We start from the raw sequence: 16,984 nt of genomic DNA, 5'->3' as shown, positions 1-16,984 counted from the left end.
AGCCTAAGTGCCCTGCAAACCCAACTGACTGCCGTTACTGCCATCACCGCTGTCCAGACGGGGCCCATCGACGATGCCCGCTTAAGCGAAAACGTGGTCAAAACCACCGGTTCCTACACCAACCCCGCCTGGATCAGCGCCCTGGATCCCACCCGCATCACCCAGACCAGCCTCCACCGCTTTGTCTCCGAGGCCGAGAAGGAGACCTGGAACCAGAAACCCGATCTGGCGCAGGTTAAACTAGCCATCAAAGACAGCACCCGCACTTACACCTTCGTCAATGCCGCCGTCACCAGCTCCGGCACCTCCACGACCGTCACCATTCCCGCCGGTGGCGGAACTTCCATGCCGGTCGATACTGTCCTGAGCACGGCATCGCCCAACGCCATTGCCAATGCCGCTGTTGCCAAAGCCATCAACCAGACCAATGCCAACGTGGCCACTAACTCGGCAGCCATCAGTCAGGCCAACGCTAGCATCGCCACCAATACGGAAGCCATTAATCAGGCTAATGCCAACATTGCGACAAATACGGCAACCATCAATCAGGCCAATGCTAGCATTGCGGCCAATACAGCGGCCACGGCTACCAATACAGCGGCCATCAATTTGGCCAACACCAATATTGCGACGAACACCATTGGTATCGCTACGAATGCGGCCAGTTTAAGCGCCTTACAAACGCAGGTGACGGCAGCCACCGCCACCCTATCAGGTCCGGTTGACGATGCCCGCCTAAGTGCCAATATTGTTAAAACGACGGGATCCTACACAAATCCGGGCTGGATAAGTGCCTTCGATGCTACCCGCATTACCCAAACCAGCTTATACAGGTTTGTCACGGATACAGAAAAAGAAGCCTGGAATAATAAACCGGATCTCTCGCAGGTTCGATTGGCGATCAAAGACAGCGTTCGCGCCATTACCTTCGTCAATGCAGTGGTCACCAGCAACGGAAATTCACTTACCGTAACGATTCCGAACGGGGGTGGCACTGGCAGTCCGACAACGATTGACAATGCCCTGAGTCCAACTTCGACCAACCCGCTTACCAATGCCGCCATTACATCGGCCTTTAATCAGGTCAATACCAATATAGCGGCCAACACGACCGCCCTGGCGAATAACACGACCGCCGTCAATCAGGCAAACGCGAACATCGCCAATTTATCAACTACCGTTGCAGCAAACACAGCTGGTATTACCAGCAACGCAGCTAGTGTCACTACCTTACAGACACAGCTATCCGTGGCTATGGCCCAGGTAGCCAGCCTGTCTGCCTTAGTCAGTCAATTGCAGCAGCAGATCGCCATTAGTTCAGGCACATTCACCATATCGACACCAACACTTACCGCATCTATTTCCAGTAATTCGTCTATTGTGCTTTCCTGGCCAGCGTCGACCAATGCGACTTCATATACGCTAGAGTCGGCGACGAATTCCAGCTTTACAGACAATCTGGCTCTGCTGTCTGTACTATCCGGTACCAGCTTCACGGCAACCGGGCTAACGGCAGGCGTAACCTATTATTTCCGAATAAAGGCGTCGGGCGGCTCCAACACGTCTCCATCCGGTTACGGCACCGTTTCGGCGACCATTTCAACCGTTCAGCCAACGCTCGATCCACCCACCAACGTGGTAGCAACGCCACTCACTACCTCGACGATTGCCATTTCGTGGACGGCTCCGGCCAATGCCACCGGTTACTCGGTCCGTTATGCTACGAACAGTAGTATGACCTCGGCCACCAGTATAACAACATCGGCCACCAGTACGACCCTGACGGGGTTAAGTCCGGCAACATCTTACTTTATTGATGTGTCGGCAACGGCTTCCGGCTTCACGCAATCGGCTACCAGCTCCATCGCCACGGCAACCACGAATGCACCCGTACCAACGCTGGCAACACCGACAAACATCGTGGCATCGGCAACGAGCGAATCAGCGATTGCAGTTTCCTGGACGGGCTCACTAAATGCCACCAGTTACTCGGTTCGCTACGCCACCAATAGCAGTATGACCTCGGCGACCACGGTTACCAGTGCTACCAATAACATTACGCTGACAGGCTTAACACCGGTAACGACCTACTTCATTGACGTGTCGGCCAGTGCTTCTGAATTTATGCCTTCAGCGCCCAGCCCCGTCGTCACGGCAACGACCAGTGCGATTACTCCAACGCTGACCGCACCCACCAACGTGGTGGCAACCCCACAAAGTACCTCAACCATTGCCGTGTCGTGGACGGCATCAGCCAATGCCACCGGTTACTCGGTCCGTTATGCTACGAACAGCAGTATGACCTCAGCCACCACCGTAACCACCAACACCACCAGCGCAACCTTGATGGGATTAAGTCCGGTAACGACTTACTTTATTGATGTGTTGGCCAGTGCCTCTGGCTTTATCTCATCGGTACCCAGCGCCGTCGTTACGGCAACAACCGGCGCGACGACCCCAACGCTGGCGGCACCCACCAATGTCGTGGCAACGCCACAGAGTGCCTCAACGATTGCCGTTTCCTGGACGGCCTCGGCCAACGCTACCAGTTATTCGATCCGCTACGCGCTCACGAGTTCGATGAGTTCAGCGACCACCATAACCACCTCCACCACCAACGCAACCCTAACGGGATTAACGCCAGCAACGACCTACTTTATCGACGTATCGGCCAGTGCGTCGGGCTTTGTTACATCGACCACCAGTGCAACGGCTTCGGCGAGAACCAATGATGCGCCGGTAACGCTGGCGGCACCCGACAACATGGTAGCAACCCCACAAAGTACCTCAACTATTGCCGTGTCGTGGACGGCCCCGGCCAACGCCACCGGTTACTCAATCCGTTACGCGACGAACAGCAGCATGACCTCGGCCACGACCGTAACCACGACCGCCACTAGCACGACACTAACGGGCTTGAGAGCATCAACGACTTACTTTATTGACGTGTCGGCAACGGCTTCGGGCTTTACCTCATCGGCACCTGCTTCGGCTACCGCACGCACCAGTGATGCTCCCGTAACACTGGCTACGCCCACCAATGTGGTGGCATCGCCCCTGAGCACTTCAGCGATTGCCATTTCGTGGGCAGCCTCTACCAGTGCCACCAGTTATTCGATCCGCTACGCGCTTACAAGTTCGATGAGTTCGGCCACTACGGTAACCAGTACCACCAATAGCTTTACACTTACGGAACTATTGCCCGGAACGACCTACTTTGTCGACGTATCGGCCAGTGCTTCGGGCTTTGTTACATCGGCCACCAGTGCAACGGCTTCGGCAAGAACGATTGGTATTCTGACACCCCCCACCAATGTGGTGGCAACGGCCCTGGGCGGATCGGCCATCAATGTTTCGTGGACGGCCTCTCCCAATGCTACCAGCTATTCGGTGCGTTACGCTACCAACAGCAGTATGACCTCGGCGACCACGGTTACTACTTCGACTACGAGCACAACAATTACGGGGCTAACAACCCTGACGACCTACTTTGTTGACGTATCGGCAACGGCTTCGGGCTACATCACATCGACCACGAGTCCAACGGCTTCAGCAACGACGACGGCGGCCTTTGTTGCTGAACGGACCTTCAGGCTGGCCTTCCAGGGCGCAACCTCCGGTGTTGCCACAGCGGGCTGGAACCAGATCAAGCCAACGGCCGCTCAGTTAACGACGCCCAACTCATACACGTCGGGCATGCTTCTGACAGAAAGCGGGGTTAGTTCGACAGTTTTTGTAACCCTGGAAAGCCCCTATACCCAGGCGACAGCCAGTAGTTTTATCGCCACGGCGGGAAGCATTTACCCACAAACAATCATGCAATCAGCCTGGCAGGTATCCTCTTCCAATCTGGCTGGCGGCCGATACAGCATTAATGGACTCACACCAGGCAAATATTATCAGTTGTACTTTTTGAGTGCCACCACCATAGCCAGTAACGCCACGGTGAGCTATACCATAAACGGGGTGGTTAAAACGATCAACGCAGGCTTTAATTCCGGTGTTGGCGGGGGAAGTGAATTTACGCCAAACAGGGCTCTGGTCACTTATTTCAACGTTCAGCCCGACGCCAATGGCCGAATTACCGTTTCCAATAAGTATGTTTCGGGAACTATATCTCCGTTTACCACCTGCGTAATTCGCGAATCCAGTGTCCCCCTTTAACCGTATGAAAAAATTCATTATCCTGTTCTTGCTCCTGGCTACTTTTAGCCAGGGGCAAGCCCAATCGATAAGAGGTTTGTTTAGTGTATCAGGTAGCCGTTATGGACGGAGCACCGTAGCGGGAGTAGCGTCCAATACCGTTACTATTACCGTCACTTACGCATCCGCTCCAACCTCCCCATCTGCCACATTTGCCGCTCTCAAGTACAATAAGCAAGCCTGGTTCCAGTACGAACGGGACGATTTGCTCTCCGGCACCTGGACTGACTATATTTTCTTCAACGGCGGGACAACGCCGGACGGACGAACCTATCCGGGCAAAACGTTTACGGATGGCTGTGGCAACAAAGTCAATTGGCGGGGCTCCGCAGTGGCCAATGCGCGGTCTAACTTCAACAATATGGACTTCTGGGGTGTAACGGGAAGACTAACGACGCAGCAGGTAGCCACGATGGTTAAGGTTGGGAAATGGGGAGTCATGAACCACGGCTACTACCACGAGCTTGCCACAACCAATAACTTCTACCCGCTTTCCGGCCCTACCTTTTCTCAGGCGGGCTGGAACATTGCCGAGAATCAGAAGTTTACGTACGCCAAGCTAAAGAGCCAGGATGTCGAGTACCTGATGCGGTGCGTCGTTGTGCCAACCAACTACGCCGGTTTCACCAGAGGAGCCGATTCACTCAAATACCTGGGATCGACCTCAACAAACGCCCTTGATGGCTACGAGGGATTTCCGCGTTTTTTCGATCTGAACACCGCCAACAATGGCGGTAACTTTGCTCAGGAAGAAACACTGCCCGTTACCGGCTACAGTAAATTCAATAACGCCGGTTTTATACAGTACACCCGCAATTTTCAGGACTCGTGGACACCCAATGTCATCAATACCCTCAAGGCCCAGTTCGTGGATTTACTGGCCAAAAGCAATGCCAACAAACATCTGGGCATGCGGCTCGGTACGCACACGGGCACCTACCCGGAAATGAGTAATTTCTTTAATTATGCGGACTCCATTGCCGCCGACCGAGTCTGGTTTGTAGGCATGACCGAACAACTCGAATACCGGGAAGTGAAACGACTGGCCCAAAGAACCCAATCCCTGAATGGAAATACACTGACCGTCCGGGTCGACCTGAGCGCCGTGCCGGACGTTACCCGCTTTCGCGACATAAGCCTGCTCATAACGGGAGGCCCCATTGCCCACGTTACCGTATCGGGTGCCGATGCATTCAGTTATGACACGGTAACGGGGCTGGTGAATGTATTTACCGAAAAGACAAAAGGGTTTCCAGTACCCCAATGATCACCTGGGCGTGTAGGTCAGCTGGACAACAACGCCCTGATTACCATCCTGATTGGACCGGCGCCAGCCAAGGGCCAGAGGCAAATGCTCCTGTAGATAGACCTCTACGCCCAGCACCAGTTGCCCGTACTCGTGCGTACCGGTGGCCCAGTCGCCCAGAAAGTGTACTTTCTGATACCATACCCCCGCATCGAACCCCATATGCCCACCCACCGTCGACCCTTCGGCCAGGTAACGCCGGTTGCCAGCATATCCACCAACGACTACCTGGTAGTGATCATCATGCAGGCCCGCACCCAGGTTGGCATAGCCCCAGCCTTCCCAGGAACTGCGCTGCCCGGTTGGAAACAGGTTGAGGCCCGTTTGTCCACCCAGCCCGATGTGCAACGCGTCGGTCAGGTTAAAGGTACGCTGGGCGTTGATCAGCAGCAGGGGGGCGTAGGGCACCTGAATGGTCGTGTCGTTGCGTAGCCAGGTACGCTCCTGCCGCTGGTAGTCGACATTGTACAGGTTTACACCAACCTCCCAGTCGCGGCCCAGACCATAGTCGACCGTTGTTGAGAACCGCATCTGTTCGCCGTTAATATCGACCTGCTGCTGCGCCATGATTTTATGTTTGGGCACAATGTCGGACGATGGAACGCTGAAAATAGTCTGTTGCGCCAGACCAGCCAGGCTCGAGCCGAGGAGTCCGGAAAGCAGAAAAAGTTTTTTCATGTTGAGCGTATTGAGAAAAAAACAGCCGGTTATTCGCCTGTTTCGGAGTGGGGAGCGTCCACCGGTTTGGATTCGGGCGAACCTTTCTGCCGTAGAAAAATGGATAAGACAACGATCGACAGTACCGACAGAAATTCGCTCTGCCAGTTTTGTAGGGATTGAAACCAGAATTCGCTGGTGCCCAGAAACTCCCAGAGCGAAAGCACTTCTGATTTCCCTTTCAAGGCCGATTCGGTATTATACTCCCGAACGCCCCCGTAGGCATGCAGAAAAAAGGAAATGCCAAAAAGCAGAAAGAAGGCGATGCTGAGCGAGTTTTTGTACAATTTCAGCACCAGACCGCCCTGCCGAACGGGCCAGGGTGCCCCGGCGCGGGTTGGCGATGGCTCCCGGTCCACTTCCTCCGGTTCGTCCAGACTCTTTGACTCCGACGATCCTTTCTGCCGGAGCCAGACCGTTAGCAGCACATACAACCCCATCTGTAGAAACTCACTTTCCCAGTTTTCGAAGACGGCTTCGATACAATGACCGCTGGTCAGGTAGGCACGAAACGGAATTTGTGGCCGCCCGTAATCGGTCAGGTCGCCGTTGAACTCGTGCCAGCCCACAACGATCTGCCCCGCCAGCGTAAGCAGGGTAATAAAGAGAAACAGCAGAGAAAGACCATTTTCGCGCAGGAATTTCTTCATCGACTGGTGGTTTGTTGAGCAGTGTAACAAGTGGCTAAAGCGGTTGTTTGTTTCAAAATATTCACCTCCGACATTCTGTTCGGCCTGTAAAGGCGTCTATATACGTTCAGACGCACACATCTTGCGCTTCCCCTCCAATCTAATCGGAGGCAACGTACCGAACCAATCCGTTAGCCCGTTGCCTCATTTCCCCCTGTTCAGAACAGGCCGCGGCTCATACCCGGCTGTTAAAACCACTAAAGAGGCTCTGAATACGCCTTTATTGAACCTTTCTCAACGATAAGAAAACGAATTTAACGTATGACACACCTCGTAGACAGCGGCCAACGCTCGCTGGGCGTCACGTTCCCCAATGAGCACGAAGCCACCATACAGGTATGGGCACCGCTGGCCAAATACGTAGCCATCAAAATATACGGACATCCAACAGCACTCCCCCTCACCTGTGAAGAACTGGGGTACTGGAGCCTGACCACCAGCCAGATCAAACCCGGCGACCTATATACCTTTAAGCTCGACGGGCAGGAAGAATATCCCGACCCGGTATCCCTTTGCCAGCCGCAGGGCGTACACGGACCCTCGCAGGCGGTCGATACAGGGATTTTTCGGTGGACGGATGATAGCTGGAAAAATCCGGCGCTGGAGAGTTATGTGCTGTATGAACTTCATACCGGCACCTTCACGGAAGAAGGCACTTTTCAATCGCTGGAGAGCAAGCTGGATTACCTGAAAGCACTCGGCGTAACGGCCATCGAGATCATGCCCGTCGCTCAATTCTCCGATTCGCGCAACTGGGGCTACGACGGCGTGTATACCTATGCCGTTCAGAATTCGTATGGGGGTGCCAATGGCTTGCAACACCTGGTCGACACCTGCCATAAAAAAGGCATTGCCGTGGTGCTGGACGTAGTTTATAACCACTTTGGGCCGGAAGGCAATTACCTCGGCAACTTCGGCCCTTACCTTACGGATAAATACTGCACGCCCTGGGGGAAGGCCGTTAACTTCGACGATGCGTGGTGCGATGGCGTTCGGCGGTATGTGCTCGAAAACGCCCTGATGTGGTTTCGGGATTTTCACATCGACGCCCTGCGGCTGGATGCCGTTCATGCCATCAAAGATTTCAGTCCGGTACATATCCTTCAGGAACTCCGTCAGAAAGTCGATGAACTCATGGCCGCCACCGGTCGCCAGCACTACCTCATTGTTGAAAACGACCTCAACGATCCGCGCTACATCGACCCGCTTTCTGAGCATGGTTACGGCATGGACGCTCAGTGGAACGACGAATTTCACCATGCCCTCCGGGTAGCCGCAGGCGAAGCGACAACCGGCTACTACGCCGATTTCGACGGGCTGAACCACCTGGCGAAATCCTATAAAGATGCCTACGTCTACGATGGTCAGTATTCCGTTGTCCGTAACCAGTTTTTCGGGGGTAAAGCCGCGAACAATCCCGGCAAGCAGTTTGTCGTCTTTTCGCAGAACCACGACCAGGTGGGCAACCGTAAACTGGGCGAGCGGTCGAGCCAGTTATACAGCTTCGACGCGCTCAAGCTGCTGGCCGGTGCGGTGCTGGTGAGTCCGTACATTCCGCTGTTGTTCATGGGCGAAGAGTGGGGCGAAACGAGTCCGTTCTTCTATTTTGTGAGCCATACGGAACCGGAACTGGTCGAAGCCGTTCGGCAGGGGCGCAAAGAAGAATTTGCCTCCTTTCACTCCAACGGCGAAGACGTGCCCGACCCGCAAAGCCGCGAAACCTACCAGCAGGCCAAAATCCAGTGGAAGCTCATCGACCAGAAACCGCACCGGATTTTACTGCACTACTACCAGACGTTACTGGCCCTGCGCCGGGAGTTGCCCGCCCTGGCTCACCTGGACCGGACCAGACTCAACGTCGATACCGATCCCAAAACCGAAACGCTGGTGCTGCATCGCTGGCACGACGACCAGCATGTGGTGTGCCTGATGAATTTTTCCAAACAAGCCCAATCCATCACCCTGCCAGCGGTTGGCGAACCCGACGCAAACTGGCAAAAATTACTGGACTCGGCCGATGAACGCTGGCAACCGGAATCCGCATCCGGCACCAGCGAGGCACCAGAATCGGTAACGAGCACCGGCACCGTTCTCTGTCCGCCCGAGTCATTTATTCTTTACGTACAACCTCATGAAAAATCCCGTTTCCACCTACCGGATCCAATTTCACAAGGACTTTACCTTTCGTGAATTTGAGCGAATCATCCCGTATCTGGACCAACTGGGTGTCCGTACGCTGTATGCTTCACCCATCTTTGAAGCCGTACCCGGCAGCTTGCACGGCTATGATTCGGTAAATCCCCAGCGCATCAACCCCGAAATTGGCACCGAAGAGGAACTGCGGGCCATCAGTCAGCAACTGACCCAGCGGGGCATGAGCTGGGTACAGGACATTGTGCCCAATCACATGGCCTTCGACCCGCACAACAAATGGCTCATGGACGTGCTGGAGAAAGGCCAACTGTCGCCCTACGCACCATTTTTCGATATCGACTGGCAAAGTCCCATACACAAAGGGCGGCTCATGGTTCCATTTCTGGGTTCTCCGCTGGATGAAGTCATCGACCGAAACGAACTCACTGTCGATTATCAGCAGGAGAAATTCGTCATTACCTATTTCGATACGACTTATCCGCTGAACTTACGGGCGTACACGACCATTCTGAAAGCGGGCAATGCCAACCCGGACAAGGACGTCCGGCAATTACTCAATAAAATTGAGAAGAGCCTGTCCGCCAAAAACCCGGACAAGTACACCCGACAAACGGACGAGTGCGTACTGGCCCTGACGGAATTAATGACCGGAAAAGACGGAAGATCGTATGTCAAAAGCTGTCTAAAAACGGTCAACAGCACCCCATCCTGCATCCGGGAAATCGTCGATCAGCAAGCGTACCGGCTGTGCTTTCACGGCGAAACCGATCATCAGATCAACTACCGGCGGTTCTTTACGGTCAACTCCCTTATCTGCCTCAACATTCAGGACCCGGTGGTTTTCGATGCGGTGCACCAGCTGCCTAAAATCCTGCTCGAAGCGGGCGTCTTTCACGGTCTGAGGGTCGACCACATCGACGGACTTCAGGACCCCAGCCGCTACCTCCGGCAACTGCGCCAACTGGCGGGACCGGAAGCCTATATCGTGGTCGAGAAGATTCTCCAGAACGACGAACCCCTTCCCAACAACTGGCCGGTGCAGGGTGCTACGGGCTATGCCTACCTCTCGATGGTCAATAACCTCTTCACCCGAACCGAGAGCGAAGCCAGCTTTACCCATTTTTACCACGCGCTACTAGGCGAAAAAATGGCCGTTCGGGAGGAGCTGCACGACAAGAAAGCCTACATTCTCTACCAGCACATGAATGGCGAATTGGAGAACCTGTACGGGCTATTCGAAAACCTGAAGCTGCTGGATGCGTCCGTAATGGCGAGCGTACCGGAGGGCAGCCTGAAAACGGCCATCGGCGAGTTTCTGGTTCAGTGTCCCGTGTACCGCTATTACGGGAATCAGATGCCGTTGAGTGAGGAAGAAGCCACCGCTGTACGAACCATTTTCAGCCGCATCCGGAAGAGCAAGCCCGAACTGGCTCCAGCCGTTGGTCTGCTGGACGAAGCCCTGTTACAAAATCCGGCCTCGGGTTCGGACGACTATCGGCAGCGGGCTTTACGTTTCTACCAGCGGTGCATGCAGTTTACGGGCCCGCTAATGGCGAAGGGCGTGGAAGATACGCTCATGTACACCTACACCCGCTTCATCGGGCACGACGAAGTGGGCGACTCGCCCGAGTATTTCGGTCTGACGGTGGAGGCCTTCCACCAGAAGATGCTGGACCGGCAGTCGCATTGGCCCCTGACGCTCAACGCTACTTCCACCCACGATACCAAGCGGGGCGAAGATGTGCGGAGTCGGCTGAATGTGCTCACCGATTTGACCGACGAATGGATTGCGGCCGTGCAGGAATGGCAACAGCTCAACAAAGACCTCAAGTCGACCGATACCGCCAGCGAAGCCATACCAGAAGCGCCCGACGCCAACGACGAGTACTTTATTTACCAGACACTGATAGGGGCCTACCCCATGCCGGGTCAGAAAGACCCCGATTTTGCAGACCGACTCAAGGAATATCTGCAAAAAGCCATGCGGGAAGCCAAACGCAACTCGACCTACGACGCTCCCAACGAAGCGTACGAAACAGCCACCCAAACCTTTGCCCGGCAACTGCTGGACCCGAAACGACCTTTTTGGGCTAGTTTCCAACAATTTCACCAGCGCATAGCCGACTTTGGCATCATCAACTCGCTGGCGCAAGTGCTGCTCAAATGCACCAGTCCGGGCGTACCCGATATTTACCAGGGTTGCGAAGGCTGGGACCTGAGCCTGGTCGACCCCGACAACCGGCGGCCGGTCGACTTTGCGCCCCGTCGGAAGGCACTGAACGAGTTGGCAACCCACGACCCGGAAACCCTGTTGGCTGACTTGTGGGACAGTCGCTACGATGCCCGGATCAAGCAGTGGCTGGTGCAAACCCTGCTCACCGAACGCAACCAGCACCCCGAGCTGTTTGCCCACGGGCATTACGTGCCGCTACAGGTAGCTGGTCACTACAAACAACATGTGCTGGCTTTCGCCCGCCGGTATCAACAACTCTGGTACGTGGTGGTGGTGCCGCTGGGTCTGGCGCGCCTGTGCCGACAGCAAAAAAAAGATGCCCTGGAACTGGCTTGGCTGGATACACGGGTCATTCTACCCGATGGCGCTCCCGCTTCCTGGCAGCACCGATTGACAAACCGGAAGGGCAAAGCCACCGATGGCATCCTCGTCGCCGATTTATTTGATAAACTGCCGCTAGCCGTACTCAAGCTGGAAAAACGACCAACGGAGCGCAGTGCGGGAATTCTGATGCCCATCACGTCGCTCCCCTCGCCCTTTGGCATTGGCGATTTCGGCCCCGAAGCACTGGCATTTGCCGACTTTCTCAGCCGAAGTCAGCAAACGTACTGGCAGGTGCTGCCCCTCAATCCGGTGGCGGGCGAGTGTGCCTATTCGCCTTATAGCGCCCTGTCGAGCATGGCGGGCAACCCGTTTTTGCTGAGCCCCGACTGGCTGGTTGAGGATGGATGGCTAACGGAGGCTGACCTGCAAGCCTGCCATCTGCCGCTTACCGCTGAAGTGGATTATAATGCGGTTTACCGGACAAAAAAAGAACTGCTGAAAAAGGCTTATAAAACGGCTAAACATCAGCCGAGTGATACCAACGACGACGCCTTTCACCGGTTTTGCGAGCGGGAAGCGGATTGGCTCGACGACTTTGCCCTTTACATCGTTCTGAAAGAACACCACGATAACCAGCCCTGGCACCGCTGGCCAAAACCGTATAAATCACGTCAGGCGAGAGCACTGAACCAGTTCAGAACCGAGCAGGCAGAGGCCATTCGGGAGGTAAAATGGCTTCAGTTTATGTTTGCCAGCCAGTGGGACAGACTAAAAACGTACTGCAATAGCCTGGGAATTCAGCTTTTCGGGGATTTGCCGTTCTACATGAATTACGATTCGGTGGATGTGTGGGCGAACCCGGAATTCTTCAGCCTTGATCAAGACAGCAACATGATTGGGGTAGCCGGTGTGCCGCCCGATTACTTCAACGCCAACGGCCAGCGGTGGGGGATGCCCGTCTTTCGGTGGGAAAACCTCGAAAAACAGGGTTACTCCTGGTGGATAGAACGGCTGCGGAAGAATCAGGAACGGTACGACTTGTTGCGGCTGGACCACTTTCGGGCCTTTGCCAGCTATTGGGAAGTACACCCTCACGAAGAGACGGCCATCCGGGGCGAATGGAAACCGGGGCCGGGAGCCGACTTCTTCCGGACGGTGCAACGTGAACTGGGCGAACTCCCTTTTGTGGCCGAAGACCTGGGCGACATCGACGCCGATGTGTACACCCTGCGCGACGAGTTCGGATTGCCGGGCATGAAAGTCATTCAGTTTGCCTTTGGCGAGGACATGCCCGAAACCGTGAACATCCCGCATCACCACACGCCCAACGCCATCGCCTATACCGGTACGCACGACAATAACACCAGCGTGGGCTGGTATCGGCAGGACAGCAGCCACGAACACCGCAGCCAGCTGGAACGCTACGTCGGGCATCCGGTATCGCAGCTCGATGTGCATCTGGTACTGGGTCGGCTGGTGTATGCCTCGGTGGCGAATATCGCCATTTTGCCCCTGCCCGATGTGCTGGGGCTGGACGAATCGGCCCGGCTAAACACCCCCGCTTCGGACGCCAGCAACTGGACGTGGCGGCTTCTTCCCGGACAGTTGGACCGAACCATAGAACAGCGCCTACGCGAGTGGACCAGCGTGTACGACCGATAGTTGTCCGGCACTTACCTGATCGTATTTACCTCATACACAACGTTATGTTAAAAATAGGCTATCACGCATCGCACGAGCAATTCAAACCCAGCACCTTACTGGACTATGTTCAGCGGGCACAGCAGGCGGGTTTTACGGCGGGCTCCTCGTCCGACCATTTTCATCCCTGGAGCAACCGCCAGGGCGAAAGCGGCTTTGCCTGGTCATGGCTGGGTGCGGCTTTACAGGCCACCTCACTGTCGTTCGGGGTAGTCAACGCCCCCGGCCAGCGGTACCACCCGGCCATTATTGCCCAGGCAGCCGCTACCCTAGCCGACATGTTTCCGGAGCGATTCTGGGTGGCGATGGGTACCGGGCAAGCCCTCAACGAAGCCATCACCGGCGACAAATGGCCCGCTAAAGCCGACCGGAACGCCCGTCTGAAAGAATGCGTCGACATTATCCGGGCGTTGTGGGACGGCGAAACCGTCACGCACAAGGGGCTGGTAACGGTTGAGGAAGCGACACTGTATACCCGACCTGCCGTAAAACCGCTGCTGTTCGGTGCCGCTGTAACCAGCAAAACCGCCGAATGGGTGGGGAGTTGGGCCGATGGCTTACTAACTATATCGCAGCCACTCGATCAGCTCCGGGAAGTTGTTGATGCCTTCCGGCGAGGGGGTGGCGTGGGTAAACCGATGCATTTGAAGGTACAGCTTTCCTACGCCAATACCCTGGAAAGCGCCCGGGCAGGGGCCTACGACCAATGGCGAGGCAACATTTTCCCGAACGGGATGCTCACCGACCTCCGCCGACCCGAGCAGTTCGATATGGCCGGTGAACTCGTCAATCTGGCCGAAGTCGATAAGATGGTCAACATTTCGGCGAATACAAGCCAGCATATGGCGTGGTTACAGGGGTATATCGACCTGGGTTTTGAACAGCTTTTTCTGCACAATGTTAACCTTGAACACGAACGATTTATCGACGATTTCGGCCAGTATGTACTGCCTGATCTATTGAGGCCGAGTTATGCCAGTCTATAAGCAACTTTAGCACTGACATCGCCTTATTATCTTAAAATCAATCACTCTATGAATTATTGGTCAATCAGAACGGGAATCCTTTGTCTGGGTTTGCTCAGCAGTTGCAAAACCGGTACCCGGGATATTGATTTCGTCAGCAAGCAGTTTGCGGCTACGTATAATATTGATTCAACGAAAGGCATCGACAGTACCAATCTCGCCAACCTGATGGGTTCCAGGGCCGTCTATAGCTTTGGCAAAGACGGCAAAGGCATGAATCACCTACAGATGGGCATGGTATCGAGAGATACGCCTTTCACCTGGAGGGTTCAACAGGACAGTCTGTACATCGACAAAAAAGGGTATTCCATCGAGAAAATAGATAAAGGATTCACGCTCCGCTCCGACTCAGCCAAGATTTTCCTCAGCCAGCAGCCCTGATTTTCGTGGCCTGTACCCGACAGCAAGATGCTGTCGGGTACTTAATTTGACTACCAATGGATTCCCAACAACTCAACGACGCAACGAAGTACAAAAACTGGCGGTCTCAATTGCTGAACAACCAGATTGCCATTAACCACATCAACCCGCTGTACATTCATCGGGCGCAGAAGGACGGCAGCATTTTGTACGCCCTGCTCGATCTGGATGCCACCCCCCCGGAAGTCACTACCCTTAACCCAATCTGCTTTCTGAAAGGCGATGCCGTTTCGATGCTGGTTGTCCTGATTGCCGAAGAGACGAACGAGAAATACGTGCTGCTGGTGAAACAACGGCGCATCTGCAACGGCGACTTCACCTACGAACACCCCGCCGGGATGATCGATGAGGAAGACCCGTCGCCCATTGAAGTGGCCGCGCGGGAACTGGGCGAAGAGGCCCAACTGGACGTTGACCCATCGGAGTTGACTCCACTCTTCAACAAGCCACTCTACTCGGCCACCGCCACCAGCGACGAAGCTCTGCACTTCTTTTACCTCGAACGATGGATGTCGCTGGCCGATATTCAGGCCATGAACGACAAATCGACGGGGGCCGAAGGAGAGAATGAGCATACGCAATTGTACATCGCCACCTTCCCCGAAGCGCATGGGCTGGTTAGCAATATTCATGGCGTGATGAGCCACTTGCAGTACCTGCAAAAAGTGGGTGATTTCGAAACGATGAAGAAGCTGCCCGGCTGATGATGGGTTTCGTGAGGTGTCAGTTTCTTAAAACCGACACCCCAGTTAAAAAAACCCAATTAACCAAGTAGCCCTATAAACATAGAAACAATACACATGAAATATGTTTATTTTGTCTACTGTATAATTAGGTGCCAGTACTACTCAACGTTAAAAAATTCATTTCACAACCATGACGGCATCGAGCCTATCAGGTAAGCAATCGCCGAGATACTCCACTTCAGCGATACTCGTAGCTACTATAATTCTGGCTTACTGCCTTTTCTGCGCCGTACAAGGTGGCGATTTCGATGTATTTTTAGATGCCGGGCATAAACTGGCCGGGCATCAGAATATCTATCGTCCCCCATTTGCCAAAGGACTTCAATACTATTACAGCCCATTCTTTGCGCTGGTATTACTGCCGTTCAGCTACCTCCCTTTTGTGATTCCCGAGGTAGCGTGGCTGCTGTTGTCGACCTTTCTTTTGTACAGAATATGGCTGTTGACGACCCGGTATTTGAACGTAACGGTGTTGACGCAGAAAGAAACCAAAATCTGGATATTCGTCGTTTTCTTTTTGTCGCTACGTTTTTTGCTGTACAACTATTCAATGATCCAGATGACCATTTTTCTAATGTGGGCGACATTGGAAAGCCTGGCCCTTTTTGAGAGAAACCGCCCGGTCGTTGGAGGAATATTGTTCGGGTTTGCCTGCACAACCAAGCTATTACCCCTTATTTTTTTACCGTACCTGATTTACCGACGGTACTTCACGGGCTTTGCCTACACCCTGCTGTTCTTTGGTTTCTTCCTGATCGCTCCTGCCCTCGTTTTCGGGTTTGAGTTCAACACCTTTCTGTTGAAAGAATGGTGGCTCGTTATCAATCCGGGAAATGCAGAAAACTCCATCGAAGCCGATTTAGGCACCCATAGTCTGGTTAGTTTGATTCCCGTTTACCTGACCGAAACGCACAACAAAATCAATATAGACCGGAATTTCCTAAGCCTCACGGCCGATCAGGCAGTGTTCGTCACCAACCTTATCCGGCTGGTTTTTGTAGCCGTAACCCTGTATTTTCTCAGAAGCCTTCCGTTCAAACGGAATACAAATAAACTTCAGACGGTTTGGGAGTGTTCGTACCTGTTTCTGGTCACCCCGTTATTGTTTCCGCATCAGCAGAAATACGCCTTTCTTTACATAGCTCCCGCCATTATTTATCTGGTGTATTACCTGCTTGTCTCATTCCGGATAAAGAGTCAAAACCGGTACCTTCTCCTGACTATTTTTGCTGTCAATGCGCTTGTTTTTACCCCGTTCATTTCGAGTGACCTCATGGGCCGGTATCCGTACGATGTACTGCAACATTTCCGGATACTCACCGTATCGACCATTGGGCTTTGCTTTATTTTAGCGTTTTGCACGGCACAAAAGCTCCGGCAGAAGCTGGATGTTCTGCAACCCGGCTCCAGTTTAACCCGCCAGCCGAAACCCATTGAAAGCCACCTGCGGGCCTAGGTCGCTCCTG

10 protein-coding genes are annotated in these 16,984 nt (G+C 54.2%); 8 read left to right on the top strand and 2 right to left on the bottom strand.

Annotation, left to right across the window (positions count from 1 at the left end):
- Positions 1-4,164 (top strand): beta strand repeat-containing protein (locus CRO74_RS26290; RefSeq protein ID WP_144035984.1); only part of this gene is annotated, 4,164 nt, incomplete at its 5' end.
- Positions 4,165-4,168: 4 nt separating this feature from the next.
- Complete coding sequence (locus CRO74_RS26285; protein ID WP_097130417.1) at positions 4,169-5,470, top strand: hypothetical protein; 1,302 nt, start codon at positions 4,169-4,171, stop codon at positions 5,468-5,470.
- Here CRO74_RS26285 and CRO74_RS26280 read toward each other — a convergent pair whose 3' ends face one another.
- Positions 5,471-6,187 carry a hypothetical protein gene (locus CRO74_RS26280; protein WP_097130415.1) on the bottom strand — a complete coding sequence of 239 codons (717 nt, stop codon included), beginning with the start codon at positions 6,185-6,187 and terminating at the stop codon, positions 5,471-5,473.
- A gap of 29 nt (positions 6,188-6,216) precedes the next feature.
- Positions 6,217-6,876 carry a DUF6766 family protein gene (locus CRO74_RS26275; RefSeq protein ID WP_097130414.1) on the bottom strand — a complete coding sequence of 220 codons (660 nt, stop codon included), beginning with the start codon at positions 6,874-6,876 and terminating at the stop codon, positions 6,217-6,219.
- A gap of 300 nt (positions 6,877-7,176) precedes the next feature.
- Here CRO74_RS26275 and treZ point away from each other — a divergent pair, with 300 nt between their 5' ends.
- The 6 genes from treZ to CRO74_RS26245 all read left to right on the top strand — a co-directional run bounded on the left by treZ (position 7,177) and on the right by CRO74_RS26245 (position 16,974).
- Positions 7,177-9,105, top strand: a complete 1,929-nt coding sequence (gene treZ / locus CRO74_RS26270; protein WP_097130412.1) for a malto-oligosyltrehalose trehalohydrolase — start codon at positions 7,177-7,179, stop codon at positions 9,103-9,105.
- Complete coding sequence (gene treY / locus CRO74_RS26265) at positions 9,047-13,288, top strand: malto-oligosyltrehalose synthase (protein WP_097130411.1); 4,242 nt, start codon at positions 9,047-9,049, stop codon at positions 13,286-13,288. The genes treZ and treY overlap by 59 nt, the downstream gene beginning before the upstream one ends.
- A gap of 44 nt (positions 13,289-13,332) precedes the next feature.
- Positions 13,333-14,313, top strand: a complete 981-nt coding sequence (locus tag CRO74_RS26260; protein WP_097130409.1) for a TIGR03885 family FMN-dependent LLM class oxidoreductase — start codon at positions 13,333-13,335, stop codon at positions 14,311-14,313.
- Between the two features lie 48 nt (positions 14,314-14,361).
- A complete protein-coding gene (locus CRO74_RS26255; RefSeq protein ID WP_097130407.1) occupies positions 14,362-14,733 on the top strand; it encodes a hypothetical protein in 372 nt (123 codons plus the stop codon).
- Positions 14,734-14,789: 56 nt separating this feature from the next.
- Positions 14,790-15,476, top strand: a complete 687-nt coding sequence (locus tag CRO74_RS26250) for an NUDIX hydrolase (RefSeq protein WP_097130404.1) — start codon at positions 14,790-14,792, stop codon at positions 15,474-15,476.
- Between the two features lie 172 nt (positions 15,477-15,648).
- Entirely contained in the window at positions 15,649-16,974 is a 1,326-nt protein-coding gene (locus CRO74_RS26245; RefSeq protein WP_097130403.1) for a glycosyltransferase family 87 protein, read from the top strand.
- Positions 16,975-16,984: the final 10 nt, after the last annotated feature.

This window comes from Spirosoma fluviale (assembly GCF_900230225.1).
Classification (GTDB): domain Bacteria; phylum Bacteroidota; class Bacteroidia; order Cytophagales; family Spirosomataceae; genus Spirosoma; species Spirosoma fluviale.
This window is presented reverse-complemented; position numbering and strand designations above follow the sequence as displayed.

Coding starts and splice junctions, on each gene's coding strand:
- CRO74_RS26285 (WP_097130417.1), top strand. CDS start 4,169: ATGAAAAAATTCATTATCCTGTTCTTGCTCCTGGCTACTTTTAGCCAG.
- CRO74_RS26280 (WP_097130415.1), bottom strand. CDS start 6,187: ATGAAAAAACTTTTTCTGCTTTCCGGACTCCTCGGCTCGAGCCTGGCT.
- CRO74_RS26275 (WP_097130414.1), bottom strand. CDS start 6,876: ATGAAGAAATTCCTGCGCGAAAATGGTCTTTCTCTGCTGTTTCTCTTT.
- treZ (WP_097130412.1), top strand. CDS start 7,177: ATGACACACCTCGTAGACAGCGGCCAACGCTCGCTGGGCGTCACGTTC.
- treY (WP_097130411.1), top strand. CDS start 9,047: ATGAAAAATCCCGTTTCCACCTACCGGATCCAATTTCACAAGGACTTT.
- CRO74_RS26260 (WP_097130409.1), top strand. CDS start 13,333: ATGTTAAAAATAGGCTATCACGCATCGCACGAGCAATTCAAACCCAGC.
- CRO74_RS26255 (WP_097130407.1), top strand. CDS start 14,362: ATGAATTATTGGTCAATCAGAACGGGAATCCTTTGTCTGGGTTTGCTC.
- CRO74_RS26250 (WP_097130404.1), top strand. CDS start 14,790: ATGGATTCCCAACAACTCAACGACGCAACGAAGTACAAAAACTGGCGG.
- CRO74_RS26245 (WP_097130403.1), top strand. CDS start 15,649: ATGACGGCATCGAGCCTATCAGGTAAGCAATCGCCGAGATACTCCACT.